A 26980-nucleotide genomic window follows, 5' to 3' on the forward strand; every position below is an offset into this window, starting at 1 on the left:
GTTAATCTGGCCCTCTTTGCTTTGCAAAGGGGGCTTTTTTTTATGTGTTCTCAACTCAGGGAGGAGTCATGGATCCGCAAATCATTTTCCGTGATGCAAAGCTAAGCAAAATCGATATCACCGTATTGCGCTGTATTCAGGACGATCCCGAACGTTGTTTGCGAGAGGGAATTCGTTCCGTGGCAACCCGCTGCTATAGCAATCCTTCTTCACTGGTGCGCCTGGCAAAAAAACTCAACTTTAGCGGCTGGCTGGAACTGGTCTATTTTATAAAATTCAATATCACGATGCCGAAGCTCGACGTCACTAATGACATTGATTTTATGAACATTCAGCCGTCGGAAGGCTTGCCGCTGTTGTTAGAGAGGCTGAAGCATGAACGCGTACTCATTCACGGCAGTGGGTTTTCGCAGCTTATTGCGCAATATATTTATAACAAATTTCTGGTGACCGGCGTGAACGCCAGCCTCGCACTTTGGCCGGACTACGAAATCCTTGAACAGAAATCGGCGTTGAAATTTGACTCTATCTGGATTGTGTCAAAATCCGGGCGCAGCAGTTCTGCACTGAATTGGGTTAATGCCATTCAGGGAAAGGGAATGAATTTGGTTTGCTTTACCGGCGATTATCAGAGCCCGCTTGCTCAGGCTGCGGATATGGCGTTTATCATTCATGACCCGCAAAAATTTGATGATGATATTTACTGGAGCAACCCGTTTTTTGGCTACTGTATTCTCGGCTTTGAACATGTGCTCAAGCTGTGGTTTATGCAAAATAACGGGGCGCGATGAGCGCCCCCTGGGAATGTTATTTCCAGTCAGAAAAATGCGCGTCGCTGAGATACTCGCTCGCCAGTTTCGTGGCCAGAGAAAAAGAACCCACTAACGGATGCGCCATCATGGCGCGGATAGCGAGCGCGCGATCTTTCTTGATAATGGCTTCTACCGCCAGCCTTTCATACTCTTTCACGCAGGAAATCATATTCTTTTGCGCGTCCGGGACATGTATCGGCGTAATCGGTTTTAAGCCGTCCTTGCTGAGATCGCAGCTGATCTCAATTACATCATCCGGGCGCAGAAAATCGAGCGTTTGGTTGTTCTGCAAGGAAACCACAATGCGCTTGGTTGTGGTGCTGTTTACGGCTTCGAGAATATCCAGCGCAACGCCTGCGTAACCACCGGTATCGGGTTCTTCAATAAACTGACGTAGCGTGATTGCCGTACGAGGATTGAATTTCTCCTGTTGGGATTCGCTCTGCATATAGCTGTTTTCGCGACGCAGATAATGTTTCATCCAGACATCGAATGCGACTTCAGGGTGTGCTTTTACATCAATGTGCTGGAGCTCATCACGCATTTCCTTGTTGATTCGCGCAATTTGCTCCCCGCGGGTCTCCGGAGCCTCGAGAATCGCATTTAACGCTTCGTCACGATAGTAGTAGTAATAGAGATATTCGTTCAGCAGTTGTTTATCGCAAAGCTGCACCAGCTCTGGCGAGAAGTATTGCATCGCGGTTTTGCTGTACAGGTCCGGATGGGTGACTAATTTGTCGGTAACATCTTCACCGCGCACCGTGAAATGGGTAAACCACGAGAAATGGTTGAGCCCATAGCATTCGACGCTCAGGTCGTCGCTGGCGCAGTTCAGGATCGCGGGTAATTCGCGAATGAGCTCCGACGGCGCGTCGCAAATACCGTAAACCCGGCGTTTAAAACCTGATTTGATAATGGCCTCGGTAACGAGCCCCGAGGGGTTCGTAAAGTTGAACAGAATGGCGTCTTCTGCGGCATGTTTTTCAATTAACTGGCAATACTCCAGAATAGCCGGAATCGAGCGCATGGCCATGGCAAAGCCGCCAACCCCGGTAGTTTCCTGCCCAAGCGTGTGGTGGTTGAGCGCAATGCGTTCGTCACGTACGCGGCTTTCGTCACCGCCCACACGTAGCGTGGTAATGACGTAATTGGTTTTTTCCAGCGCCGCAACCGGGTCGGTTGTCAGTGTGAATGTAATATCCGGACGAATGGTATTGAAAATATAGCGCGCGATTTCGCCAAATAGAGACAGATTTTTCTCTGAGCTGTCCTGGAAGACAACTTCCTGTAAATTAATGCGGTGGGCATTATAGGCCAGTGATTTTGCCAGGAATGCAGAGCGAACGCCGCCCCCGCCTAATACGGTTAATTTCATGTTTGTTACTCCCGTTAATGAGTGGTCAGCCAGCTATCCACTTTTGAGCGAATTTGCCCGACTTTGACACCATAAATGACCTGAACTTCATGTTGATTCCTGACGATACCGTTAGCCCCCGTACTTTTTAAAACGGCATCGTTCACTTTTTCCATATCGTGAACCGCTACGCGTAAACGGGTGAAACAGTTGTCGACGGAAATAATGTTTTCTCGTCCACCGAGCCCGGTAATAATATCGTCAGTGATATCCTGTTTTTTATCGGTTTTCTGCCGATAGTCTTCTTTGCTATACAAACGAACGCCTTCGTCATCTTCCCGACCTGGCGTTTTAAGATTAAGTTTCACAACCAGCGTGCGGAATATTACGTAATACGCGGCAAACTGACCGATACCAATAAGCACATAGCCCGGCCAGCGCGTCAGTGAAGCGGGAAGGGGCAGGTTGTAAATCAGAAATTCAATCAAGCCTGACGCTCCCCACGGACGGACAGTGAAGATATCGCAAAGCGCCTGTGAAGCAGCCGTCAGGGTCGCATGAATGAACCACAGCAGCGGTGAAATAAATAAAAAGGTAAATTCAATAGGCTCGGTGATCCCGGTCAGAATAGAGGTGATAATCGCGGGAAGCAGAATCGCTTTTGCCAGCGTTTTCTTTTCGGGCGTAGCCGTGTGGTAGAACGCCAGCGCGGCGCCTGACAGGCCGAACATGGTTGTCATCCCTTGCTGCGCGAATCTTAGCGCCTCGTTCATCACTGGGGTGAGATCAGGGTGACGCATATAAGCCAGGAAAATAGCCTGTGTACCAGACACGACCTGACCATCGACGCTGATGGTGCCGCCAATTTGTGTCAACTGGAACGGAGACCAGACGAAATGATGCAAACCGGTTGGGATCAGGAATTTTTCAAAGAAACCATACACAAAGACGCCTGCGATACCGGCATTTTTCATAAACCCGGTTAACGCTGAGATGCCATGGGTCATGAACGGCCAAATCCATGTGAAAGCGATGGCGTATAAAATGATAACCGGCGTCATGGCGATAAGCGTAAGCTTCGCGCCGCCATACATGGATAACGCACCCGGTAATTCGATTTCTGAAACTTTATTATGCACCCAGGCAATGGTACAGCCCAGAATAATACCCAGGAATACACCCATATCGACGACGACAAAACCTAATATCTGCGTCTGACCGGTACCATAGTATTCACCGTTAATTTTCTCGGCGATGGTGTTGGTATATTCAAGCCAGGAATGGTTGGCACCCAGGAACATAATAAAACACATTACGGAAACCAGCGCGACTTCCGTTTTTTTATCGCGGGCTAAACCGTAGCTTATCCCCACGCAAAATAACAGGCCGAGATTACCAAATAGCGGCCAAAAGGTATCACCGAGAAGTTGCCCCAGTTGATGTAAGAAACCTGTTTCAGAAACAATATTCGGATTGGTAAGGACAGAGCTTAGAGCAAGGATTAAGCCGATGACAGGCAAGAACAATACTGCGCCGATCATCGCTCTGGAGAACTTTTGCATATTCTCCAGCATACGTTGACGTATTGCAGACATAAATATTCCTTGAAGTTCAATTCACTATTTAGAATGTGAGTTTTTATTATAAAAATAACTTCCAGCGAAATAGTTATATCAGGCTTATTAATTGTGTGAAACCTGTTGCAGGAAATAGGTACAAAGCATCACAAAATGCACACAGGTTTCAGAATGGAAACGCCCCGAACAATAGCGTTCGGGGCGGAATTTTATTGGGTTATCTCACCATTGCGCAGGGTCTGTGTCACCTGCTCCTTCGCCATATTCACCGCGCTCAGTTGCCCATTTACCGTTGGCTTGAGCGGCGTGTCAGCCTGCACCGCGCCAGTGGCGGTGAGCTGAAGGTTACCGTCGCCACTGATGGGGAGCGCAGGCCATCCCCAGGCCTGCAACGTATTCAGCGGCACGCCGCGTGCGTCGAGGCTGACGTTCACCTGCCGTTGCGGCAACTGAGATACCGTGGCGGTGGCTTTGAGCATGCCTTTCTCTGTGTACGCCGCAAGTTCGCTGATATTGACCGTCGAGGCGTTTGCTGACAGCGCGAGGCTCGGTCGATTAACGTCTACGCGATTAAACGTCGCCGCCGCCGCATTGAGTTGCGCATTTCCGCCCCATACGCCCCACAGGCGATTCTTCACCAGTTGCAGGTTGGTGGCGCTGCCTTCCAGCGCCGTGATCTGCCACGGGAAAGCCGGGTCGATATCGATAACCAGATTGCGGCTGGCGGTAAATTTCTTCAGGGTGACGCTGTTGAGCCACTCCGGCAACGCGTCCATCCACAACTGTTTCCAGTTATTGGGTAACGTGTATTCAAGGCCCACAATCGACGCATCATCCAGCGTCAGCGCCTGTCCGTTGCGCAACCAGAAACCGGACGTTCTAACCGTGCTGCCTTCCCAACGGGTAGTAAACTGGCGCAGGGCGATGCCCTGGTCTGAGAGCTCGCCGTTGAAAATGGGGTCCAGCAGATGTAACGAGCCGTAGATAAACTCACTGGCGTTCAGAGTGATTTTGCCGTCCGTACTTTGCCATCCGCCCTGTGTTAGGGTCAGGTTGCGCACATTCATATCGAGATCGGTTACCGCCCAGTCCGGGCCCTGTAAACGGGCATCCACGACCTCAAGGCGGCCAATTTGCAGCGACGGAACGGTGCTGAGTGGGGCGAAGAAATCGATCAACGTTTTGTCGCTTTGCAGACGTATATCGTTCAGGCGCAGATTATCCACCACCCAACTTCCGTCGGCGTTGCGGCGGGCATTTCCGGCCAGTGAGCCGCGCGCGACCTCCGCGCCAAGGCTGGTGAGCGTCACAATACCGTTATCAATATCCCCTTCAATCACCGCGTTGCTGGTGGGTACGCCATTGAGCGTCAGGGAACCGGCATTCACCTGCAAATGCGTTTTCTTGCCCAGCACGTTACCTGCTTGCGGGGTCCATGGCGCAATGCTGCCGTTAACCCGTTGTGCACTCAATTCCCAGCCGGTTTCCGGGCTGTTGAAAGCCATATTGCTGAGCTGCAGCCGATCGGCGGCAAAGGGAAGCGGCGCGTTAGACGGCGAGAGATTTAACGTACCGTCTTGCAGCAGGATAGTGTCAACGTGCAGCGGGTCGGTCACCTGGCGGGTGCTCAGGCCGATGTCGACAGCTTTAGCGACCAGCGTCGCGGGTTTACCATCGCGCCCGAAGGTCACATTCCTGAACAAGATATGGGAAGGTGATGAGAAACGGTGATCCATCGCATCGAACGTCACCTGATAATCGGTGTTTTCCGTCAGCCACTGACTGACTTCGCGCGCGCCCCAGCGGGTTTGCAGCAGGAAGTAGAAGGCGAGAATAACCAGCAGCAGTGCGACGAGGAGCCAGAGAATCAGCTTTCCAATAAATTTCATGATCTTCCATCCTGAGAAGGGCACATAAGGCAGTTATGCACGAATTATGCGCAATGCTCAAGGCGAGAAGGGTGAAATTCGGTGTCAGCGTGCGGGGATGATGCCGGATGACGTCGCCGCCATCCGGCAAGGCGGATTACTCTTTCTCTGGCGGGAAGACCAGATTCAGAACAATCGCGGTGATACCGCCAGCAGCGATACCGGATGAGAGCAGGTTTTTCAGCCAGTCCGGCGCGAACTGGAGGATCTGCGGCTGCTGGGAAACACCGAGGCCGATAGCCAGTGAAAGGGCGATAATCAGGATTGCGCGGCGGTTCAGCGGTTCCCGGGAGACAATACGCACGCCGGACGCGGCGATGGTGCCGAACATCACCAGCGTTGCGCCACCCAGAACCGGCTCAGGGATGTGTTGTACAAAACCACTTACCGCCGGGAACAGACCAAGGACAATCAGCATCAATGCCACCACAAAACCAACGTAACGGCTGGCAACGCCGGTGAGCTGAATTACACCGTTGTTCTGGCCGAAGCAGGAGTTCGGGAAGGTGTTGAATACCGCAGAGACAAACGAGTTCAGGCCGTTGGCCAGCACGCCGCCTTTCAAACGTTTCATGTAAACCGGGCCGGAGACCGGTTGTTCAGAGACGTCAGATGTTGCCGTAATATCACCAATCGTTTCCAGTGAGGTGATCATAAACACCAGCATCAGCGGCAGCAGCAGGTTCCAGTCGATGCCCAGACCATAGTACAGCGGGGTTGGGATCATCAGCAGGTCGGTATTGGTTGGCGCGGTGTTTTCCGGCAGCATACCGAGGAACCAGGCCATCAGATATCCCGCCGCCATGGCGATCACCAACGATGCAATGCGCAGGTACGGGTTGCGCTGGCGGTTAAGCAGGATAATCAGGACCAGCACGATACCCGCCAGCAGCAGATTTTTCGGCGCGCCGAAGGTGTTGTTGCTCATTGCCGCATAACCACCGCCAATAGATGTCAGGCCAACCTGAATCAACGACAACCCGATTATCATCACCACCACACCGGAAACCAGCGGGGTGATAATGCGCCGCGCCAGGTGCAACACGCGCGACAGCACCATCTCTGTACAACTCGCCAGCATCAGCGTGCCAAACAGCGCCGCCATCATCGTCGGCACATCGGCACCACCGGTTTTCAGCGCGGTGCCGCCCATAATCAGCGGTGCCACAAAGTTGAAGCTGGTGCCCTGAATCGACAGCAATCCGGAACCCACCGGGCCCCAGGCTTTAATCTGGATAATGGACGCCACACCGGATGCGAACAGCGACATGCTGATAATGTGCTGAGTATCGGCCGCCGGCAGACCCAGTGCCTGACAAATCAGCAGGGCTGGGGTGATCACGGCGACAAACATAGCCAGCAGGTGTTGCAGGGCGGCAAAAAGCGTTTGTGGCAGCGGCGGACGGTCTTCTAAGCGGTAAATCAATTCGCTGTTTTGAGTATGCGCAACCGGTTGCGCATTTTCTGACTCAAGGGTGTTGGCGGACATCAGAGGCAATCTCATGGTGGAAAAGTGGCGATTTTATCGGACTGGCGAGCAAAAGCAAACGGTTGCTTTGTGATGGCGTTAAAAATTTCCCGGACTTTAATTTTTATCAATTATTCAGCATATAAATGGTTTGTCACAGTGATTACGCTTTTACTGTTATTTTTGCGCATTTATTGATTACAATCTGTTCCCTGATCTTACGAAGAGATCTCAACGACACAGGAAATACGTCGCGTATGAATGAATCATGCGTCTGGTAAGGAGCTTTAAATATGTTTCATCTCGATACGTTATCTACGCTGGTCGCGGCGACAATGGTGCTGCTGTTGGGGCGCAAACTGGTTCACTCTGTTCCCTTCTTTAAAAAATATACCATTCCCGAACCGGTCGCCGGTGGGCTGCTGGTGGCGCTGGCATTGTTGGTGCTGAAAAAAAGCATGGGCTGGGAAATTGACTTCGATATGAGTCTGAAAGACCCGCTGATGCTGGCCTTCTTCGCCACGATTGGTTTGAACGCCAACCTCGCCAGTCTGCGCGCGGGCGGCAAAGTATTAGGTACCTTTCTGATTGTCGTGGTGGGGCTGCTGCTGATGCAGAACGCCATTGGCATTGGCATGGCAAAAATGCTGGGGCTGGACCCATTAATGGGCCTGCTGGCAGGTTCGATTACCCTCTCTGGCGGCCACGGCACCGGGGCGGCGTGGGGTAAACTCTTTACCGAACGCTACGGTTTTACCAGCGCAACGGAAGTTGCGATGGCCTGCGCAACGTTTGGCCTGGTGCTGGGCGGCCTGATTGGCGGACCAGTAGCGCGTTACCTGGTCAAACACTCCTCCTCACCGGACGGTACGCCGGACGATCAGGAAGTGCCGACGGCGTTTGAAAAACCGGATGTTGGGCGCGTCATCACTTCTTTGGTGTTAATCGAATCGATTGCTCTTATTGCTATCTGCTTAACGGTAGGGAAGGCGGTTGCGCAACTTCTGTTGGGCACAATGTTTGAATTGCCGACCTTTGTCTGCGTACTGTTTATTGGCGTACTTCTTAGCAATGGCCTGGCGTTGATCGGTTTTTATCGCGTATTTGACAGGGCAGTATCCATCCTCGGCAACGTATGTCTGTCGTTATTCCTGGCAATGGCGTTAATGAGTCTTAAGCTTTGGGAACTGGCGTCTTTAGCCTTACCGATGCTGGCAATTCTGGGCGTGCAGGCTATCTCTATGGCGTTGTACGCCATTTTCGTCACGTACCGAATGATGGGCAAAAACTACGATGCGGCGGTGCTGGCGGCGGGCCACTGCGGGTTTGGCCTTGGTGCGACCCCTACGGCGATTGCGAATATGCAGGCGATTACCGAGCGTTTCGGCCCATCGCATACGGCGTTTCTGGTGGTGCCGATGGTGGGCGCGTTCTTCCTCGATATCGTTAATGCGCTGGTGATTAAGCTCTATTTGATGTTGCCGATGTTTGGCTAATCAGTGTGAGGAATGTGGCAGGGGCGCTTCGCTTGCCCGCCCTACAAAGAATTGCGATCGATGTAGGGCGGGCAAGCGAAGCGCCCCCGCCAACGTTTTTTACTCTCCGTGATCTTCCCACGCCAGCGCGCGTTTCACCGCTTTTTTCCAGCCGCTGTAACGATAATTACGTTCGGTTGTTTCGATCCCCGGACGGAATTCACGTTCAATCACCGCTTTCTCCTGCAATTCATCCAGATTCTGCCAGAAGCCTACCGCCAGGCCTGCAAGATACGCAGCACCTAACGCGGTCACTTCACGGACTTCCGGGCGCTCTACGCGGGTACCCAGAATGTCTGACTGAAACTGCATCAGGAAGTTATTGGCAACGGCGCCGCCATCCACGCGCAGGGCGTGCAGACGAATGCCGGAGTCTGCCTGCATCGCTTCCAGCACATCGCGGGTTTGATAAGCGATGGATTCCAGCGTGGCGCGAATAATGTGGTTCGAGTTGACGCCGCGCGTCAGGCCGAAAATCGCGCCGCGCGCATACGGGTCCCAGTAGGGCGCGCCGAGGCCGGTAAACGCCGGAACCACATACACCCCGTTGGTATCTTTCACTTTGGTGGCGAAATACTCAGAGTCGAATGCGTCGCTGATGAGTTTCATCTCATCGCGTAGCCACTGAATAGAGGCGCCAGCCATAAACACCGCGCCTTCCAGCGCATAATTCACTTCGCCGCGTGGGCCGCAGGCAATGGTGGTCAGCAGACCATGCTCAGATTTCACCGCTTTTTCGCCGGTGTTCATCAGCATAAAGCAACCAGTACCATAGGTGTTTTTCGCCATCCCTTCCTTCACGCACAGCTGGCCGAACAGCGCAGCTTGCTGATCGCCTGCGATCCCGGCGATCGGGATACGCGTGCCGCCTTTCCCGCCGATGTTGGTCTGGCCATACACCTCAGAAGATTTGCGCACTTCGGGCAGCATGGCGCGCGGGATGTCGAGCGCATCGAGCATTTTGTCATCCCAGTCCAGCTCGTTGATGTTGAAGAGCATGGTACGTGAGGCGTTAGTGTAGTCGGTGACGTGCACGCGTCCCTGGGTCATTTTCCAGATAAGCCAGGTATCGACGGTACCGAACAACAGTTCGCCGCGCTTCGCGCGTTCACGGGAGCCTTCAACGTGGTCCAGGATCCATTTCACTTTGGTGCCGGAGAAGTACGGGTCTACCACCAGACCCGTCGCGCTGCGCACGTACTCTTCCATGCCGTCGCGTTTCAACTGCTCACAGATATCAGCGGTACGGCGGCACTGCCAGACAATCGCGTTATAAATCGGTTTCCCGGTTTCGCGCTCCCACACGACGGTCGTTTCGCGCTGGTTGGTAATACCAATCGCGGCAATCTGATCGGAATTGATATCGGCTTTTGCCAGCACTTCAACCAGCGTGGAGCTCTGGGTCGCCCAGATTTCCATCGGATCGTGCTCAACCCAGCCTGGCTTAGGATAAATTTGTTCAAACTCGCGCTGTGAAACACTGATGATATTGGCATCGTGATCCATCACCACGGCGCGGGAACTGGTGGTGCCCTGGTCGAGCGCAACGATATATTTTTTGTCAGTCATAATGCGTGTTCCATAGTCAGATTACAGCGAAGCATTGTGTTGAGCGCTACCGGAGGTGGTTTCTTTCTCTTCAACCACACAGGTATCACACGGCAAATGGCGGCCAATCAGTTTGCGATAGCTGAATGCACCCAGCGCCGCGCCCACCACGGGTGCGAACATCGGCACCACGAAATAAGGAATGTCTTTGCCACCGGTGAAGGCGACATCGCCCCAGCCTGCCAGCCAGGCGAAGGTTTTTGGTCCAATATCACGCGCTGGGTTCATCGCAAAGCCGGTCAGCGGCCCCATCGATGCGCCGATAACCGCGATTAGCAGGCCAATCAGCAGCGGTGCCAATGGCCCGCGTGGAATGCCGTTGCCATCGTCGCCCAGCGCCATGATCACGCCCATCAGAATAGCGGTTATCACCATTTCTACCGCGAAGGCCTGCACAAAATTGATATGTGGGTTCGGGTAAGTGGAGAATATTCCAGCAAGATCAAGACTTTCTACGCTACCACGCACCATATGATGGGTTAATTCGTAGTCGTAGAAAAGATTGTAGTAAAGCCCGTAAACCAACGCCGCTGCGCAAAACGCGCCGGCAAACTGCGAAAGAATGAAAGGGACCACTTTACGGCGATCGAAACAGGCGAACAGCCACAGCGCAACGGTGACAGCCGGGTTAAGATGTGCGCCGGAAACCCCTGCGGTCAGGTAGATGGCCATCGCCACGCCCAGACCCCAGATGATACTGATTTCCCACTGGCCAAAGCTGGCCCCTGCGACTTTTAATGCCGCAACACATCCTACGCCGAAAAAGATCAACAGCCCGGTACCAAGAAACTCTGCAATGCACTGGCCTTTTAGGGTTGAAGTTTGGCTCATAATCGGTTCCTGAAGACAGTTTGCTAGTTATAGTGTCGTGGTGGTCGTAGACACCCACGCTGCCATGTAGGCATAGTGTTAATTTATCGTTAACGAACATAAACGAGAAATATCGAAATCGAAATGTGTGTACTGCGTCATAAAATGAGCGATTTCGCGCCACATTGTGTGTCTTTACGGAACTAAAAAAAGAGAGCTGAATCATTTCATGAACCTTCCGTGTTAACAAATAAGGGGTAAATGCGCCGAAAGCTCCAGGTCTAGACTGAAAATTGTTGCAAACCGCAATCTACGTGCCCTGGCGCTGGACAGGGGGAGCGGGGCTCCATACAATCGAAGGTCAGAAGTGCGCTTATTTTCGTTAAGGCGTCGCCGGGTTCCCGGGACGATATCAACGCCTTGCAAGATCAGGAGAGGTATGACGATGTCATTAGAAGTATTTGAGAAACTGGAAGCAAAAGTTCAGCAGGCGATTGATACCATCACCCTGTTGCAGATGGAAATCGAAGAACTGAAAGAGAAGAACAACGCGCTGGCGCAGGACGTTCAGTCTGCACAGCACAGCCGTGAAGAGCTGGAACGCGAAAACAACCAGCTGAAAGAACAGCAGAACGGCTGGCAGGATCGTCTGCAAGCGCTGCTGGGCCGTATGGAAGAAGTCTAATCTTCCAGTAAGTTCGCTGCCTTCATCGGGCGTTATGCCAGGAAGGCAGCGACTTCTCTCCGCGTTATTTCCCCGCTGTATATTTCAAAATCACATAATCAATCTGTTTTTATTCTTTAATGTTCGATTTGCTTTCTGGCACGCTAGCCTCATCAACGACACAACATAAGAGAGCGGGCGATGAACAAGTGGGGCGTGGGTTTAACGCTTTTGCTGGCTTCCACCAGCGTACTGGCTAAGGATATTCAATTACTTAACGTTTCTTACGATCCGACGCGCGAACTGTACGATCAGTACAATAAAGCTTTCAGCGCGCACTGGAAAAAAGAGACGGGTGATAACGTGGTGATTCGTCAGTCGCATGGCGGCTCCGGTAAACAAGCGACGTCGGTGATTAACGGTATTGAGGCCGATGTGGTGACGCTGGCGCTGGCCTATGACGTTGATGCGATTGCTGAGCGTGGCCGCATCGATAAAAACTGGATTAAACGTCTGCCGGATAACTCCGCGCCGTACACGTCGACCATCGTTTTCCTGGTGCGTAAAGGCAACCCAAAACAGATTCATGACTGGAACGACCTGGTAAAACCGGGTGTGTCTGTCATCACGCCTAACCCGAAAAGCTCCGGCGGCGCTCGCTGGAACTACCTTGCTGCATGGGGTTATGCGCTGCACCACAATAATGGTGACCAGGCCAAAGCTCAGGATTTCGTGAAATCGCTGTTTAAAAACGTTGAAGTGCTTGATTCTGGCGCACGTGGCGCAACTAACACCTTCGTTGAACGCGGCATTGGCGATGTGCTGATTGCCTGGGAGAACGAAGCGCTGCTGGCGACAAATGAGCTGGGTAAAGATAAATTTGAAATCGTCACGCCGAGCGAGTCGATTCTGGCAGAGCCAACCGTTTCTGTAGTCGACAAAGTGGTTGATAAAAAAGGCACTAAAGAAGTCGCTGAAGCCTATCTGAAGTACCTGTACTCGCCAGAAGGCCAGGAGATTGCGGCGAAGAACTTCTATCGCCCACGTGACCCGGAAGTGGCGAAGAAGTATGAAAGCGCGTTCCCGAAACTGAAACTGTTCACTATCGATGAAGAGTTTGGTGGTTGGGCGAAAGCGCAGCAGACGCACTTTTCTAACGGCGGTACGTTCGATCAAATCAGCAAACGTTAATCACGCATGAACCACGTAGCCCGGTAATGTTACCGGGCTTTTTTATTTGTCATGATTATGCGGTACCCTTGCCAGTCATCGAATTACAGGGAACGCACAATGAAAAAAGCTGGCTATCTTATTCTGGCGATGATCGTCATTGCTCTTGTGGCGGGCGCAGGCTACTGGAAGTGGGCCGGAAACCCGAACGCGCTGCGCACCATCGTCTTCGAACAGTGCCTTCCAAATCAACTGCAACACCAGAATCCCGCGCCATGCGCCGATGTGAAACCGGATGCCGGATACGTGGTTTTCAAGGACCGTAACGGCCCGCTGCAATATCTTCTGATGCCCACTTTTCGTATCAACGGTACTGAAAGCCCGATGCTGCTGGAGCCTTATACGCCGAATTTCTTCTGGCTGGCCTGGCAGGCGCGCAGCTTTATGAGCCAGAAATATGGCAAAGAGATCCCGGATAGCGCCGTGTCGCTGGCGATCAATTCACGCACTGGGCGTACGCAAAATCACTTCCACATTCACATCTCCTGCCTGCGCACAGACGTGCGCCATCAACTGGATATGAATATGGCAAAAATCAGCACCCGCTGGTTGCCGCTGCCGGGTGGTCTGCGTGGGAATGAGTATCTGGCGCGCCGTGTCACCGAAAGCGAAATGGTGAAAAGCAGCCCGTTTATGATGCTGGCGGAAGAGGTGCCTGACGCGCGCGACCATATGGGAAGCTACGCGCTGGCGATGGTTCGCTTAAGTGATGAAAGCTTTGTCCTGCTGGCAACGCAGCGTAATTTACTGGCGCTGAACCGCGCGTCGGCTGAGGAAATTCAGGATCATCAATGTGATATTCTGAAGTAACCTTACCCGTTCTGGCGTTTACCTGACTTGTCTGTCGTCGTATTCTTGCTGAAAAAAACGACAGGAGTCAGGTATGTCGCTCTGGTTTTCCCATCCTCTGTTCCTTCCATCACTGGTTGTTGGCATCACCATCATCCTCTGGGCGACTTCGCTGTTGCCTGAATTTATCACCGCGCTTTTATTCTTCACCGTTGCGATGGCAGCGAAAATCGCCCCGCCGGAGGTCATTTTCGGCGGCTTTGCTTCATCGGCCTTCTGGCTGGTGTTCAGCGGGTTTGTGCTCGGCGTAGCGATTCGCAAAACGGGGCTTGCCGATCGGGCGGCGAGGGCGCTGTCGGCCAGGCTGACTGATTCGTGGCTGCGGATGGTGGCGAGCGTGGTCTTGCTGAGTTATGCGCTGGCATTTGTGATGCCCTCAAACATGGGGCGAATCGCGCTACTGATGCCGATTGTCGCGGCGATGGCGTCTCGTGCGGGCATTAAAGAGGGCACGCGACCATGGTACGGGCTGGCGCTGGCGGTGGGATTCGGCACGTTCCAGCTTTCCGCTACCATCCTGCCCGCTAACGTACCCAACCTGGTGATGGGCGGTGCGGCGGAGGGGGCGTGGGGTATTCATCTGAACTATCTGCCTTATCTGCTGCTGCATACGCCGGTGCTCGGCTGGTTGAAAGGCGCGCTGCTTATCGGGCTGATTTGCTGGCTCTTCCCCGGAAAACCGCAGCCACCGAAATCGGTACAGGCGGCGCAGCCCATGAGCGTGGCAGAGAAGCGCCTGGCCTGGCTACTGGCGATAGTGTTAACCCTGTGGGTGACGGAAAGCTGGCACGGCATCGGCCCGGCGTGGACGGGGCTGGCGGCGGCATGTGTCACGCTGCTCCCGCGTGTTGGGTTTATCAGCGGCGAGGAGTTCTCGGCGGGTGTGAACATTCGCACCTGTATTTACGTCGCCGGGATTCTGGGGCTGGCTATTACCGTCACTCAAACGGGGATTGGCGATGCTGTAGGCGAAGCGCTGCTGCGCGTGATGCCGCTCGACCCGGAACGCCCGTTCACCAGCTTTGTCGCGCTGACCGGGATCACGACCGCGCTCAACTTCATTATGACCGCCAACGGCGTGCCTGCGCTCTACACCACCTTTGCGCAAAGTTTTGCTGAGGCGACAAACTTCCCGCTGTTGAGCGTGATTATGATTCAGGTATTAGGCTATTCCACGCCGCTTCTGCCGTATCAGGCGTCGCCGATTGTGGTGGCGATGGCGTTAGGGAAAGTGCCTGCAAGGGCGGGGATGATGCTGTGTCTGGCGCTGGCGGCAGCGAGTTATCTGCTGCTGTTGCCGCTGGATTACCTTTGGTATCAGGTGTTGGGAAAGTTGTGAGTTTTTGCCGGATGCGCTGCGCTTATCCGGCCTACATCGTCAGGACTGTAGGCCGGATAAGGCGAAGCCGCCATCCGGCGCGTAAACAGGATTAAGCCTGTTTAGCCGCTTCTGCTGCTTTAACGATCACCGCGAAAGCGTCTGCTTTCAGGGATGCGCCGCCAACCAGCGCGCCGTCGATGTCCGGCTGAGTGAACAGCTCTGCTGCGTTGCCCGCGTTTACGGAACCGCCGTACTGGATGATAACCTGTTCAGCGATTTTCGCGTCAGCTTTAGCAATGTGGTCACGGATGAATTTGTGAACCGCCTGAGCCTGAGCCGGGGTCGCAGATTTGCCAGTTCCGATTGCCCACACGGGTTCGTAAGCGATAACCACGCCTTCGAATGCCGCCGCGCCCTGAGTTTTCAGAACAGCGTCGATCTGACGTGCGCAAACTTCTTCAGTTTTGCCAGCTTCGTTTTCCGCTTCGGTTTCACCGATGCACAGAACCGGAGTCAGACCCTGCTCTTTCAGCACAGCGAATTTTTTCGCGATCAGTTCGTCAGACTCTTTGTGGTAAGTACGACGCTCAGAGTGACCGATAATGATGTACTGCGCACCGACATCTTTCAGCATTTCTGCGGAGGTTTCACCGGTGAATGCGCCAGACAGGTTCAGATCAACGTTCTGCGCGCCCAGAGCAATGTGGCTACCGGCAGCGGCGTGTTTCGCCATGTCGATGTACATTTCCGGCGGCGCGATCGCGACGTCACAGCCTGCAACGCCAGCCAGCTCTTTACGCAGGTTAGCAACCAGCTCGTTTACCATGTGGCAGCTGCCGTTCAGTTTCCAGTTACCCATCACTAAAGGATGTCGCATTTTAATTCTCCACGCTTGTTAGCGAATTAAGGAATATGGCCGCCCGTAAGGGCAGCATGGTCTGTGAATCAGTATAGAGAGTGTTCATGCTGAAGGCTTTGCTTTTTATCATTTATTCGCCTCCTTCAAGATTTTCAGATAGCGCCAGCTTAATCGGTTCAACAGCGAAGGTCAGCCCTTTTTCGCCATTATCGGCGACAACATAACGAATTGCGCCCTCGCTGGTGGTGAAGTAGTGCTTCCCTTTGCCCTGTGCCAGCAGCTTTTGCAGTTTCTGCTGGCTCTGCGCTTTGGTGAGCGTGGGGGTGAACAGACGCAGCACTGCGGTCATGTACTCCAGTGCTTTGGCTTTCGCCGCTTTTTGCTCAGGGCCGGGGATCGGCAGCCAGGTTATCTGCATCGACTTGATTTTCAGCGTTCCGCGTTCGAGCGCGGTGGACGCATACAGATTCTCGTTAATTTTGCTCGCTGCGCGCGTCAGATTCAGCTTGTCGCGGCTGGATGAAATTGAGCGAAACTCGCTGAGGGGCAGTGACGGATTATCAATATTAAACCGCTCGCGAAACTGACTGATGGAGAGATCGAATGTGGGCGCGCCGGAAAGCAAATAGGGCGCGGTGGTATCCGGAGACTCAACGGCAAACGCGAAGCGGCCAGCGCTCAGGGCGATGACGCCTGCAAGACACACAGCGATCCACTTCTTCATGTTTGTCGTCCTCATATTCTCCAGCAGACGATTAAAACGGGAACGGCCTCGCTTGTCAAAAAGAGAGCGTTTCAGGGTACACTACGCCGCATTATGAGAATAAGGAATCAGACATGACCTTACAGCAATGGTTGTTTTCAATTAAGGGCCGCATTGGTCGCCGCGACTTCTGGATCTGGATGGGGATCTGGCTGCTGGCGATGGTAATACTGTTTACGCTGGCCGGCGGTGAGATGCTCAGCATTCAGACCGCGGCGTTTATCCTGGTTTGCCTGCTGTGGCCTACGGCGGCGGTCACGGTGAAACGTCTGCACGATCGCGGTAAATCAGGCATCTGGGCCTTGCTGATGGTGCTGGCGTGGATGCTACTGGCCGGTAACTGGGTGATGCTGCCGGGTGTCTGGCAGTGGGGCGTGGGGCGATTCATTCCGACGCTAATTATCGTGATGATGCTGATTGACCTGGGCGCGTTTGTCGGCACCCAGGGGGAAAACAAGTACGGTAAAGACACGCAGGACGTGAAATACCGCTGATTACCAGTAATGCTCCGCCGTCATATGGCCTGGGCGGCGGCGCAGATGTTTGGTCATCTGGCGGGTATCTTTCAGTAATTGCTGGGTATCTCGCACCATCTGCGGATTACCACACAGCATCACGTGGCTGGTTTCGGCGTTCATTGGCAGGCCAACGGCCTCTTCCAGTGCACCGCTTTCGATCAGTGCGGGTACGCGTCCGGTCAGGGAATCCGCTACCGTTTCGCGGCTGACGACGGTTTTAATGCGCAACTTCCCTTCGTAGCGTTTCTCCAGTTCCTGCATCAACGGCAGGTAACTTAAGTCGGCAGCAAAGCGCGCGGCGTGAACCAGTACGATATTCTTAAAGCGCGCTAAATCTTTCCCTTCCTGCAGAATCGACAGATACGGGCCAATTGCCGTGCCGGTCGCCAGCATCCACAGGGTTTCGCAGTCAGGTACTTCATCCAGCACAAAGAAGCCAGCCGCTTCGCTGACAATCTGTACATCATCACCCGGCTTCAGCGCGGCGAGGCGTGGGCTCAATTTTCCCTCTGGTACGGTGACGAGATAGAACTCAAGATCGGGATTGCTGGGGGCGTTAACGTAGGAGTACGCGCGCTGCACGCGCTCGCCGTCGACATCCAGACCCAGCTTGGCGAACTGCCCGGCGGTGAAGGGATTAACGGGGGCGTGAACGGTGAGGCTAAACAGTGCATCGGTCCAGAAATGCACCTTTGTGACTTTACCTGTTACCCAATCGGCCATGATCGTCTCCTCTGCGCGTTGTTATTCTATCTTCGCTGTGTCAGGAGAAGATTTCCAGCCCTGTGGGGCTGGAAAGCTCAATTGAACAAATGATTTACAGGATGTGATTCTGGATCTCAGGGTCTTTGCGATCGAGATAATGAATCGACTGAATGCGGCGAATGGTGCGTGATTTACCGCGAATCAGCAGCGTCTCAGTGGTGGCGATATTGCCTTTGCGGCTGATGCCGTCCAGCAGATCGCCTTTGGTGATCCCGGTCGCGGAGAAAATAACGTTGTCGCTACGCGCCATATCATCCAGCGTCAGCACTTTCCCGGCTTCGATACCCATCTCATGACAACGGCGCAGTTCGTCTTCGCCAATGCGGCGGTTCTCTTCGCTGTCGCCTTTCACGTGATGACGCGCCAGCAGACGGCCATGCATATCGCCATCCAGCGCGCGGATCACTGCCGCCGAGACCACGCCTTCCGGCGCGCCGCCGATACCATAAAGCACATCAACTTCGCTGTCCGGCATGCAGGTCAGAATGGACGCCGCGACATCACCATCAGGAATGGCGAACACGCGCACGCCCAGTTTCTGCAACCCGGCTATCACCGCATCGTGGCGCGGTTTCGCCAGAATAGTGACCGTCAGCTCTTCAAACGGTTTATTCAGTGCGCTTGCGATATTACGCAGGTTTTCTTCCAGCGGCTTGTTGAGGTCGATAACACCTTTCGCGCCCGGCCCGACAATCAGCTTCTCCATGTACATATCCGGCGCGTTCAGGAAGCAGCCTTTATCGCCCACCGCCAGCACCGCCAGCGCATTCGCCTGGCCCATCGCAGTCATGCGGGTACCTTCAATCGGATCGACGGCAATATCGACCGCATCGCCTTTTCCTGTCCCCACATTTTCGCCAATGTAGAGCATCGGCGCTTCATCAATTTCGCCTTCGCCAATCACGATGGTGCCATCAATGTTGACCTTGTTGAGCATGATGCGCATCGCATTTACCGCCGCGCCGTCAGCGACATTTTTATCGCCCCGGCCCAACCATTTGTAACCTGCCAGCGCCGCCGCTTCCGTGACGCGCGAAAATTCGATAGCCAGTTCTCGTCTCATAGCAAACTCGTTTCAGAAGAAAAATTGCGCGAAGTTTAGCACAGCACCGAGAGGGCTGAAGGCTGCACTACGCGTTGGAATAACGTTCGGTTTCCGGCATCCAGCGCTCAATCAGCGCGGTGGCCTGCTGTGGGTATCGTTCATGAACGTGGCGGGCGATGCGCTGAACTTCGGGGATCATCGCCTGATCGCGCAGTAAGTCCGCGACTTTGAACTCAGCGTTGCCCGTCTGACGTGTACCAAGCAGCTCGCCAGGGCCGCGAATTTCGAGATCTTTTTGCGCAATCACAAAGCCGTCGTTACTGTCGCGCAGCACCTGCAGGCGCATTTGCGCGGTTTTCGACAGCGGCGATTTGTAGAGCAGCACACAATGCGAGGCCACTGCGCCACGGCCCACGCGGCCACGCAGCTGGTGGAGTTGCGCAAGGCCCAGACGCTCCGGGTTTTCGATAATCATCAGGCTGGCGTTGGGCACATCGACACCTACTTCAATCACCGTGGTGGCAATCAGCAGATGCAGCTCACCCTGCTTGAAGGATTGCATTACCGCCTGCTTTTCGGCAGGTTTCATACGCCCGTGAACGAGGCCGACGTTGAGTTCCGGTAGCGCCAGCTTTAACTCATCCCACGTAGCTTCTGCCGCCTGCGCTTCCAGCAGCTCTGACTCTTCAATCAGCGTACAAACCCAATACGCCTGACGCCCCTCTTCGGTACAAGCATGACGCACGCGATTGATGATGTCGCTGCGACGCGTGTCCGGGATCGCGACGGTGGTGACTGGCGTTCGGCCCGGTGGCAGTTCGTCAATCACCGAGGTATCGAGATCGGCATAGGCAGTCATTGCCAGGGTTCGCGGAATGGGTGTCGCGGTCATAATCAGCTGATGTGGATGGAAGCCCTGCTGCTGGCCCTTCTCCCACAGCGCCAGACGCTGGTGGACGCCAAAGCGGTGTTGTTCATCGATAATCACCAGCGCGAGGCCGTTAAACTGCACCTGCTCCTGGAAAATGGCGTGGGTGCCGACAATCATCTGCACCTGGCCGCTGGCGATGGCTTCCTGCTGCGCCTGACGCGCTTTCCCTTTTTGCTTCCCGGCGAGCCAGCCCACTTCGATACCAAGCGGCTCAAACCAGTTGCGGAAGTTATTGGCGTGCTGCTCGGCAAGCAGTTCGGTTGGCGCCATCAGCGCTACCTGCTTGCCGTGGGCAATCGCTCTTAGTGCTGCCAGTGCGGCGACAAGCGTTTTACCGGAGCCCACATCGCCCTGCACCAGACGCATCATCGGCACGTCGAGCGCCATATCGCGTTCAATTTCAGCCACCACGCGGGTTTGCGCCCCGGTAGGTTTAAACGGCAGTGAATTGAGGAACTGATTTTTCAGCTCGCCCAGTTCATTGAGCGGCAGGGCATGATAGCGCTGAGCCCCGGCGCGGAGCGCCAGCATGCTCAGGTTATGGGCGAGTAACTCTTCCAGAATTAAGCGCCGCTGGGCCGGATGCTTGCCGGTTTCCAGGTCGCTGAGCTGCAATGATGGTGGCGGGCGGTGCAGGGTGCGCAGCGCTTCAGGCAGGCTCATCATGCCGGAAGCCAGCTCTGGCGGCAGTAGCTCGGCAATGGCGCAGGTATCGAGGAGATCCAGCGCCTGATCGGTCAGCTTGCGCAGCGTCGCCTGCTTGATGCCTTCGGTGGTCGGATAAACAGGCGTGAGCGTTTCCTGCAATTCTGGCGTGCTCAAATCGCCCTGCACGCGATATTCCGGATGGATCATCTCCGCGCCAAATTTGCCGCGCTTCGCTTCGCCGTAGGCCAGCACGCGACGTCCGGCCGCAAGGCTGTTTTTCATCGCCGCGTTGAAGTTGAAGAAGCGCATGGTGAGGATGCCCGTGCCGTCGCTAATCTGACAGGTCATCATTCGCCGTCCGCCGAACGTAATGTTTGAATTGAGAACTTCGCCTTCTACCGTGGCATAGATACCGGGCAGTAGTTCGCCAATGGGATAGAGGTGAGTACGGTCTTCGTAACGCAACGGCAGGTGAAGCAGTAAGTCCTGCACCGTGTGCAGGCCAATTTTGGCGAGCTTCTGACTTTGCGCTGCGCCAACACCCGTTAGCGAACTGAGCGGAACAGCATCTAACAGGCGACTTTGCATGGATTACCTCGTGGCCTGCATGGTGGCCCACCAGGTCGCGTCGGCTTCAATCTCGCCGCGATCGTTGACGTGCGGATAGGGAAGGCCTTTGCGTTTCGCGACGTTTGCCAGCACCGGATAACCGCCTTCAAACAGCAGGCGCTGTTGTTCGTCGTCCGGCAGCATACTGTTTTCACGCTGATACATACCGGCGTTCTGCCGCTGCCGCTGTGCTTCATAGAGGATCAGCGCGGAGGCTACGGAGACGTTGAGTGACTGCACCATCCCGATCATCGGAATAATGATGTCCTGGTCTGCGAGTGCTAACGCTTCCTGTGTGATGCCGGTTTTCTCCTGACCCATTAAAATACAGGTCGGGCGGGTATAATCGATTTCGCGAAAATCTACGGCTTTATCAGAGAGATTGGTCGCCAGCACTTGCATACCGCGTCCTTTCAGGTGCGAAACTGCCTCACCAATCGTCGGATGCGTTTTAACCGAAACCCAGCTGTTGCTGCCTGCTGCCGTTGAAGCCATGGTGCGCATGCGGCTGCCCGGCCAGACGGCGTGAACTTCGTGTACGCCCACGGCGTCAGCGGTGCGCACAATCGCCGAAACGTTATGAGGTTTGTGGACCTGCTCCATGCAGACGGTCAGGTCAGGCTGTCGCCTGGCGAGCATCTCGCGGATACGCGCATAACGTTTAGGATTCATAAAACTAGTTTCGGTTACGTGTGACTTTAATGACGTCCGGCATTACGCGGATTTTGCGCATGATATTCGCCAGATGCACGCGGTCGCGCGCCGTCAGGCGAATAAAGGCGCTGTAAACACGGCCATCTTTCTCTTCAGTATTCAGGCTCTGAATGTTGGACGTCGCTGTATTGATTGCCGCCGTGAGGTTGGCCAGCGCCCCCTGATGATTGAACATATCAACCTTAATCTCGGTGATAAATTCCTGCTCAGTCTCTTTATCCCACTCAACCGCCATAAACTTCTCAGGCTCTTTCTGATAGCCACGGATGTTACGGCAGGATTCATGGTGGATAACCAGGCCTTTGCCCGGGCTGACGTGAGCAATAATCGGGTCGCCGGGAATTGGGCGGCAGCATTTTGCGAAGGTGATCAGCACGCCATCTGCGCCTTTGATAGGCAGATGCGCATGGCCGGAGGCACCCGGTGCGGAAGGTGTGGCTTCGCCCTGTTGCAGGTTTTTCGCCACCACCACGCTCATCGCGTTGCCGAGGCCGATTTCAGCCAGCAGATCGTCAAGCGAGGTGAGTTTCATACGCTCAAGTTCACGCTGGATATGCTCTGGCGGGATTTCCGCGAGCTTACGGCTGCCACCCAACGCATGGTTGAGCAGACGACGGCCCAGGCTTACTGAATCATCACGCTTGAGGTTTTTCAGCAACTGACGAATTTTGGCGCGCGCTTTCGAGCTGACGACAAAGTTCAGCCACGCGGCGTTCGGGCGAGCACCCGGTGCGGTAATGATTTCAACGGTTTGACCGCTGGTAAGCGGCTGCGACAGCGGGTAAGGCTGGCGGTCGACGCGTGCGCCCACGCAGGCATGACCGATATCGGTATGCACCGCATAAGCGAAGTCGACGGGCGTTGCACCGGCAGGCAGCTCGACAATGCGCCCTTCCGGTGTGAAAACGTAAATCTCATCCGGGAAGAGATCGGATTTAACGCTCTCGATAAATTCGAACGAACTACCGGCGCTCTGTTGCAGCTCCAGCAGGCTTTGCATCCAGCGCTGGGCGCGGATTTGTGCAGTCGTGCTGGTTTCGCCGTGCTCTTTATAAGCCCAGTGCGCGGCAACACCCATCTCCGCCATTTGATCCATATCTTCGGTACGGATCTGGACTTCAACCGGCACGCCGTGCGGGCCGATCATCGAGGTGTGCAAAGATTGATAGCCGTTCGCTTTTGGAATGGCGATGTAGTCTTTCACGCGACCCGGACGCGGCTTATACAGGCTGTGCATCTGGCCGAGCACGCGATAACAGGTGTCGGAATCATTGACGATCACGCGGAAGGCGTAGATGTCCATGATTGAGTGAAAACGCTGCTCTTTGAGCACCATTTTGCAGTAGATCGAATAAAGATGCTTCTCGCGACCACTGACGCGGCACGGTATTCCCGCTTCCTGCAAACGCCCTTCGATTTCTGAGAGGATTTTTTGGATCATCTCTTTACGGTTGCCACGCGCGGCTTTCACCACTTCTTTAATCACGCGGTAACGGTTGGGATACAGCGCTTCAAAACCCAGCTCTTCGAGTTCGGTTTTAATGTGGTGGATACCTAAACGGTGTGCCAGCGGGCTGTAAATTTCGAGTGTTTCACGGGCGATGCGGCGACGTTTGTCCGGGCGAAGTGAGCCCAGCGTGCGCATATTGTGGGTACGGTCAGCAAGTTTGATGAGAATGACGCGGATATCCTGCACCATCGCCATAATCATCTTGCGAAAGTTTTCGGCCTGCGCCTCTTTCTTATCGCGGAACTTGAGTTTATCAAGCTTTGATACCCCCTCTACCAGTTCGGCGACGCTTTTACCAAAAAGCTGTTCCATATCCTGGTAGGTGGCAGGGGTATCTTCAATCACGTCATGCAGCAGCGCCGCCATTAGCGTTTCATAGTCGAGTTTCATCTCGGCCAGAATGCAGGCAACCGCTACCGGGTGCGTGATATAGGGTTCACCGCTTGAACGTGTCTGGCCCTCGTGAGCGTCACGTGCAACGAGGTACGCCTGCCGAAGACGTTTGATTTGATCTTCCGGCAGGTAGTTTTGAATCAGCTGATTCAGGCTTTCAAACAGATACAAGGGCGACCCGCTCTGTAATTAACGACGACCTTCAGCAATAGCGGTAACGGCCTGTAATTCAGCGGCTTCCTGCTCTTGCTGTTCCTGGCGCTCGCGCACGTCGAGGATCTGGTTGTTGATCAGACCTTCTTCGATTTCACGCAGTGCGATGACTGTGGTTTTATCGTTTTCTTCCGGTACCAGCGGATCCTTTCCGCCTACCTGCATCTGACGAGCGCGACGCGCGGCGACCAGTACCAGGTCAAAACGGTTACCAATTTTCTCTACAGCGTCCTGAACAGTTACGCGTGCCATACTTTAATGCTCCACAGGTGAAGAAATGACTGGGCATGATACTGAAAGTGGGTTCAGTCTGCCAATAGTTTGCTGATTAAAGCGTCATGTCGCTGCTTTTGGCGGCTCATGCGCAGACGTTCAGCACGGATAATCGTTTTCAGATCGCCCAAAGCGGTATCGAAATCGTCGTTCACGATCAGGTAATCATATTCCGCGTAATGGCTCATTTCTGCAACTGCCTGCGCCATTCGTTTGGTGATCACCTCTTCGCTGTCCTGACCGCGGCCACGCAGGCGGCGATCCAGTTCAATTTTGGACGGCGGCAGGATAAAAATACTGCGCGCATGTGGCATTTTGGTGCGAATTTGCTGCGCGCCCTGCCAGTCGATATCAAGGAAAACATCGACGCCCGTTGCCAGCACTTGCTCAATGGTTTCACGCGAGGTGCCGTAGTAATTACCGAACACTTCCGCATGTTCAAGAAACGCGTCTCTGCCAATCATGGTTTTGAATTCGTCATGATTCACAAAGTAATAATGTTCACCGTGCACTTCACCCGGACGCGGCGCGCGCGTGGTATGTGAAACAGAAACCTGAGTGTCGTATAACGGTTGGGTTTTCAATAAAGCCTGAATCAGGCTGGATTTACCTGCGCCACTGGGGGCAGAAACAATATAAAGCGTGCCTTGAGCCATGAGTATTTGTGTATGTTGCCAGCAATGAAGTTCTACATACGGGCTTATTATACACGTCGGCGCATCGTGACGTAGTCTTTGTCACACTTTTTGCGCTGGTTTCTTTCATTTTGCGTGCCAGTTTCCTGATTTCCTTACCTGTTGCTGCAACAAATCAATTTCCCTGGAAGCCTCCTCGGGGATTTCGCAACAGGCGTTCGCAATCTTTTTCGCCGGGCGGTAAAACACCGCTACAGCGCAAATGGAGGGGCGAAAGTGAAAAGGATACTACTGCTGTTCATCGCGAGCGTAACGGGGGCTCAGGCAACTTGCCCTGCCTGGGCTCCCGCACGAGCGGAACGGGAAATTACGCAGCTTACGACGCAAATCGCACGCTGGAATGACGAATACTGGTGGCAGGGCGTGAGCGATGTGAACGATGATGTTTACGATCAGCTCTCGGCGCGGCTGGCACAGTGGCAGCGCTGCTTTGGTTATGCCGAGGGCGGCGAGGGTGTGACGCCGCGCCCGGTGTCCGGCGTCATGCATCCGGTTGCCCATACGGGCGTACAGAAGCTGGCAGATGTGCGTGCGGTGAGTCTGTGGATGGCGGGCAAACGTCATCTCTGGGTGCAGCCTAAGGTGGATGGCGTCGCGGTGACGTTGGTTTATCACCAGGGGCGCTTGCAACAGGCCATCAGCCGTGGCGATGGCCTGAAAGGGGAAGACTGGACCGAGAAAGCGCGGCACATTCCGGCAATTCCTAAAATGATAACGGGCAGGCTGGCGGAAAGCGTGCTGCAGGGGGAGATATTCCTGCAGCGCAGCGAGCATATTCAAAAGCAGATGGGCGGCATGAACGCCCGCGCTAAAGTTGCCGGCGCTCTGATGCGGCAGGGTGAAAGCAAAACGCTGGCAAACCTTGGTGTGTTTATCTGGGCGTGGCCGGATGGGCCGCAACTTATGGAAGAGCGACTCACCTTGCTGAGTCAGGCCGGTTTTTCGCTGGCGCAGCGTTACTCGCAACCGGTGACGCGGGTTGATGATATCGCGGGCTGGCGCGACCGCTGGTTTACCTTGCCGCTGCCGTTTGTGACCGATGGCATAGTGATTCGCTCAGCCGATGAGCCCGAAGGGAAACACTGGCTGCCTACGCAGGGGAGTTGGGTTGCCGCCTGGAAATATGTTCCGGCTGCACAGGTGGCTGAGGTAAAAACCGTAAGCTTCACGGTGGGGCGCACAGGAAAGGTTGCCGTCGTCGCGCAACTTTTTCCGGTGAAGCTGGATGATAAACAGGTTCAGCGGGTCAATATCGGTTCAGTCGCCCGCTGGCAAACGCTGGATATTGCCGAGGGTGACCAGGTGTTGGTCAGCCTGGCCGGACAGGGGATCCCACGCATTGATAGCGTGGTCTGGCGCAGTACGCAGCGCATCAAGCCCACGCCGCCTGCGCAGAAATACAATGCACTCACCTGCTTTTATGCCACACCCGGCTGCGAAGAACAGTTTATGGCGCGGCTGGAATGGCTGAGTTCAAAGGCGGTTTTTGATATTGATGGCCTGGGCCGCGCGGGTTGGCAGACGCTGCATCAGGCACAGCCTTTTGAGCATCTCTTCTCGTGGCTTGCATTGACACCGGAGCAGCTACGTGGCACGCCAGGGTTCACGCCATCTCGCGCGACGCAGTTGTGGCATCAATTCAACCTGGTGCGCCAGAAGCCGTTTAAGCGTTGGGTGACGGCGTTCGGTTTACCGCTGAGCAGAGCGGCGCTGGATGCGCTGGCGGATAACCACTGGGAGACGCTGGTGTCGAGAAGTGCTCAGGACTGGCAACGCCTGCCGGGGATGGGAAACCAGCGTGCGCAACGGATGGTGGAGGTGGTAAATCATCCGGACATTTCCCGGCTGGCGCAGTGGCTCGCCAGCCAGAAAATCCCCGGTTTTTAAT

Annotated in this window: 23 protein-coding genes; 8 read left to right on the top strand and 15 right to left on the bottom strand. The window is 54.5% G+C overall.

Going from position 1 to position 26980, the window contains the following annotated elements:
- Positions 1-68 precede the first annotated feature (68 nt).
- Entirely contained in the window at positions 69-791 is a 723-nt protein-coding gene (locus tag NMC31_RS05330; protein ID WP_253897213.1) for a MurR/RpiR family transcriptional regulator, read from the top strand.
- A 16-nt stretch (positions 792-807) separates the two neighbouring features.
- Here the strand turns inward: NMC31_RS05330 and NMC31_RS05335 are convergent, their stop codons facing one another.
- From NMC31_RS05335 to NMC31_RS05350, 4 genes are all read right to left on the bottom strand, one after another.
- A complete protein-coding gene (locus NMC31_RS05335; protein WP_253897214.1) occupies positions 808-2187 on the bottom strand; it encodes a family 4 glycosyl hydrolase in 1380 nt (459 codons plus the stop codon).
- Positions 2188-2201: 14 nt separating this feature from the next.
- Positions 2202-3761 (bottom strand): PTS transporter subunit EIIC, encoded by a 1560-nt coding sequence (locus tag NMC31_RS05340; protein ID WP_253897215.1) that lies wholly within the window; start codon positions 3759-3761, stop codon positions 2202-2204.
- 191 nt (positions 3762-3952) lie between these two features.
- Positions 3953-5632: an AsmA family protein gene (locus NMC31_RS05345; RefSeq protein WP_253897216.1), complete on the bottom strand. Its 1680-nt coding sequence runs from the start codon at positions 5630-5632 to the stop codon at positions 3953-3955.
- Between the two features lie 136 nt (positions 5633-5768).
- Entirely contained in the window at positions 5769-7160 is a 1392-nt protein-coding gene (locus NMC31_RS05350) for a nucleobase:cation symporter-2 family protein (protein ID WP_015343983.1), read from the bottom strand.
- A gap of 272 nt (positions 7161-7432) precedes the next feature.
- On the opposite strand from NMC31_RS05350, the gene gltS reads away from it, so the two are divergent.
- Positions 7433-8635 carry a sodium/glutamate symporter gene (gltS, locus tag NMC31_RS05355; RefSeq protein WP_253897217.1) on the top strand — a complete coding sequence of 401 codons (1203 nt, stop codon included), beginning with the start codon at positions 7433-7435 and terminating at the stop codon, positions 8633-8635.
- A gap of 99 nt (positions 8636-8734) precedes the next feature.
- On the opposite strand, the gene glpK is transcribed toward gltS, so the two are convergent.
- Both glpK and NMC31_RS05365 read right to left on the bottom strand, forming a co-directional pair.
- Complete coding sequence (glpK, locus tag NMC31_RS05360) at positions 8735-10243, bottom strand: glycerol kinase GlpK (RefSeq protein ID WP_149463732.1); 1509 nt, start codon at positions 10241-10243, stop codon at positions 8735-8737.
- Between the two features lie 21 nt (positions 10244-10264).
- Positions 10265-11113: an MIP/aquaporin family protein gene (locus tag NMC31_RS05365; protein ID WP_149463731.1), complete on the bottom strand. Its 849-nt coding sequence runs from the start codon at positions 11111-11113 to the stop codon at positions 10265-10267.
- A gap of 418 nt (positions 11114-11531) precedes the next feature.
- Here NMC31_RS05365 and zapB point away from each other — a divergent pair, with 418 nt between their 5' ends.
- The 4 genes from zapB (at position 11532) to NMC31_RS05385 (ending at position 15174) form a co-directional block, all read left to right on the top strand.
- Positions 11532-11777 (top strand): septal ring assembly protein ZapB, encoded by a 246-nt coding sequence (gene zapB / locus NMC31_RS05370; protein WP_108476554.1) that lies wholly within the window; start codon positions 11532-11534, stop codon positions 11775-11777.
- Between the two features lie 180 nt (positions 11778-11957).
- Positions 11958-12947 (top strand): sulfate ABC transporter substrate-binding protein, encoded by a 990-nt coding sequence (locus tag NMC31_RS05375; RefSeq protein WP_253897218.1) that lies wholly within the window; start codon positions 11958-11960, stop codon positions 12945-12947.
- A gap of 99 nt (positions 12948-13046) precedes the next feature.
- The gene (locus tag NMC31_RS05380) at positions 13047-13796 is read left to right on the top strand and encodes a CDP-diacylglycerol diphosphatase (RefSeq protein WP_253897219.1); all 750 of its coding nucleotides are present in this window, start codon (positions 13047-13049) and stop codon (positions 13794-13796) included.
- A gap of 73 nt (positions 13797-13869) precedes the next feature.
- Positions 13870-15174 (top strand): SLC13 family permease, encoded by a 1305-nt coding sequence (locus NMC31_RS05385; protein ID WP_253897220.1) that lies wholly within the window; start codon positions 13870-13872, stop codon positions 15172-15174.
- A 91-nt stretch (positions 15175-15265) separates the two neighbouring features.
- On the opposite strand, the gene tpiA is transcribed toward NMC31_RS05385, so the two are convergent.
- Together tpiA and NMC31_RS05395 are read right to left on the bottom strand one after the other, a co-directional pair.
- The gene (gene tpiA, locus NMC31_RS05390; RefSeq protein WP_253897221.1) at positions 15266-16033 is read right to left on the bottom strand and encodes a triose-phosphate isomerase; all 768 of its coding nucleotides are present in this window, start codon (positions 16031-16033) and stop codon (positions 15266-15268) included.
- Positions 16034-16145: 112 nt separating this feature from the next.
- On the bottom strand, positions 16146-16739 hold the full coding sequence (locus NMC31_RS05395) for a YiiQ family protein (RefSeq protein WP_149463726.1): 594 nt from the start codon (positions 16737-16739) through the stop codon (positions 16146-16148).
- A 113-nt stretch (positions 16740-16852) separates the two neighbouring features.
- Here NMC31_RS05395 and NMC31_RS05400 point away from each other — a divergent pair, with 113 nt between their 5' ends.
- Positions 16853-17272, top strand: coding sequence for a DUF805 domain-containing protein (locus NMC31_RS05400; RefSeq protein ID WP_149463725.1), 420 nt, complete (start codon positions 16853-16855; stop codon positions 17270-17272).
- Here the strand turns inward: NMC31_RS05400 and fpr are convergent, their stop codons facing one another.
- The 7 genes from fpr to gmk all read right to left on the bottom strand — a co-directional run bounded on the left by fpr (position 17273) and on the right by gmk (position 25053).
- Positions 17273-18019, bottom strand: a complete 747-nt coding sequence (fpr, locus tag NMC31_RS05405; protein ID WP_149463724.1) for a ferredoxin--NADP(+) reductase — start codon at positions 18017-18019, stop codon at positions 17273-17275. It abuts the gene before it with no gap.
- A gap of 94 nt (positions 18020-18113) precedes the next feature.
- Complete coding sequence (gene glpX, locus NMC31_RS05410) at positions 18114-19124, bottom strand: class II fructose-bisphosphatase (RefSeq protein WP_253897222.1); 1011 nt, start codon at positions 19122-19124, stop codon at positions 18114-18116.
- Positions 19125-19191: 67 nt separating this feature from the next.
- Positions 19192-21273 carry an ATP-dependent DNA helicase RecG gene (gene recG / locus NMC31_RS05415; RefSeq protein WP_253897223.1) on the bottom strand — a complete coding sequence of 694 codons (2082 nt, stop codon included), beginning with the start codon at positions 21271-21273 and terminating at the stop codon, positions 19192-19194.
- Positions 21274-21276: 3 nt separating this feature from the next.
- The gene (gene trmH, locus NMC31_RS05420) at positions 21277-21966 is read right to left on the bottom strand and encodes a tRNA (guanosine(18)-2'-O)-methyltransferase TrmH (protein ID WP_149463721.1); all 690 of its coding nucleotides are present in this window, start codon (positions 21964-21966) and stop codon (positions 21277-21279) included.
- A gap of 4 nt (positions 21967-21970) precedes the next feature.
- Entirely contained in the window at positions 21971-24082 is a 2112-nt protein-coding gene (spoT, locus tag NMC31_RS05425; RefSeq protein ID WP_149463720.1) for a bifunctional GTP diphosphokinase/guanosine-3',5'-bis pyrophosphate 3'-pyrophosphohydrolase, read from the bottom strand.
- An 18-nt stretch (positions 24083-24100) separates the two neighbouring features.
- Positions 24101-24376, bottom strand: a complete 276-nt coding sequence (rpoZ, locus tag NMC31_RS05430; protein ID WP_000135058.1) for a DNA-directed RNA polymerase subunit omega — start codon at positions 24374-24376, stop codon at positions 24101-24103.
- A 53-nt stretch (positions 24377-24429) separates the two neighbouring features.
- On the bottom strand, positions 24430-25053 hold the full coding sequence (gmk, locus tag NMC31_RS05435; protein ID WP_015962457.1) for a guanylate kinase: 624 nt from the start codon (positions 25051-25053) through the stop codon (positions 24430-24432).
- A gap of 255 nt (positions 25054-25308) precedes the next feature.
- On the opposite strand from gmk, the gene ligB reads away from it, so the two are divergent.
- Positions 25309-26979, top strand: a complete 1671-nt coding sequence (gene ligB, locus NMC31_RS05440) for an NAD-dependent DNA ligase LigB (protein ID WP_253897224.1) — start codon at positions 25309-25311, stop codon at positions 26977-26979.
- The last annotated feature ends 1 nt before the right edge of the window (position 26980 follow it).

The sequence above is a fragment of the Pseudocitrobacter vendiensis genome, assembly GCF_943590815.1.
Classification (GTDB): domain Bacteria; phylum Pseudomonadota; class Gammaproteobacteria; order Enterobacterales; family Enterobacteriaceae; genus Pseudocitrobacter; species Pseudocitrobacter vendiensis.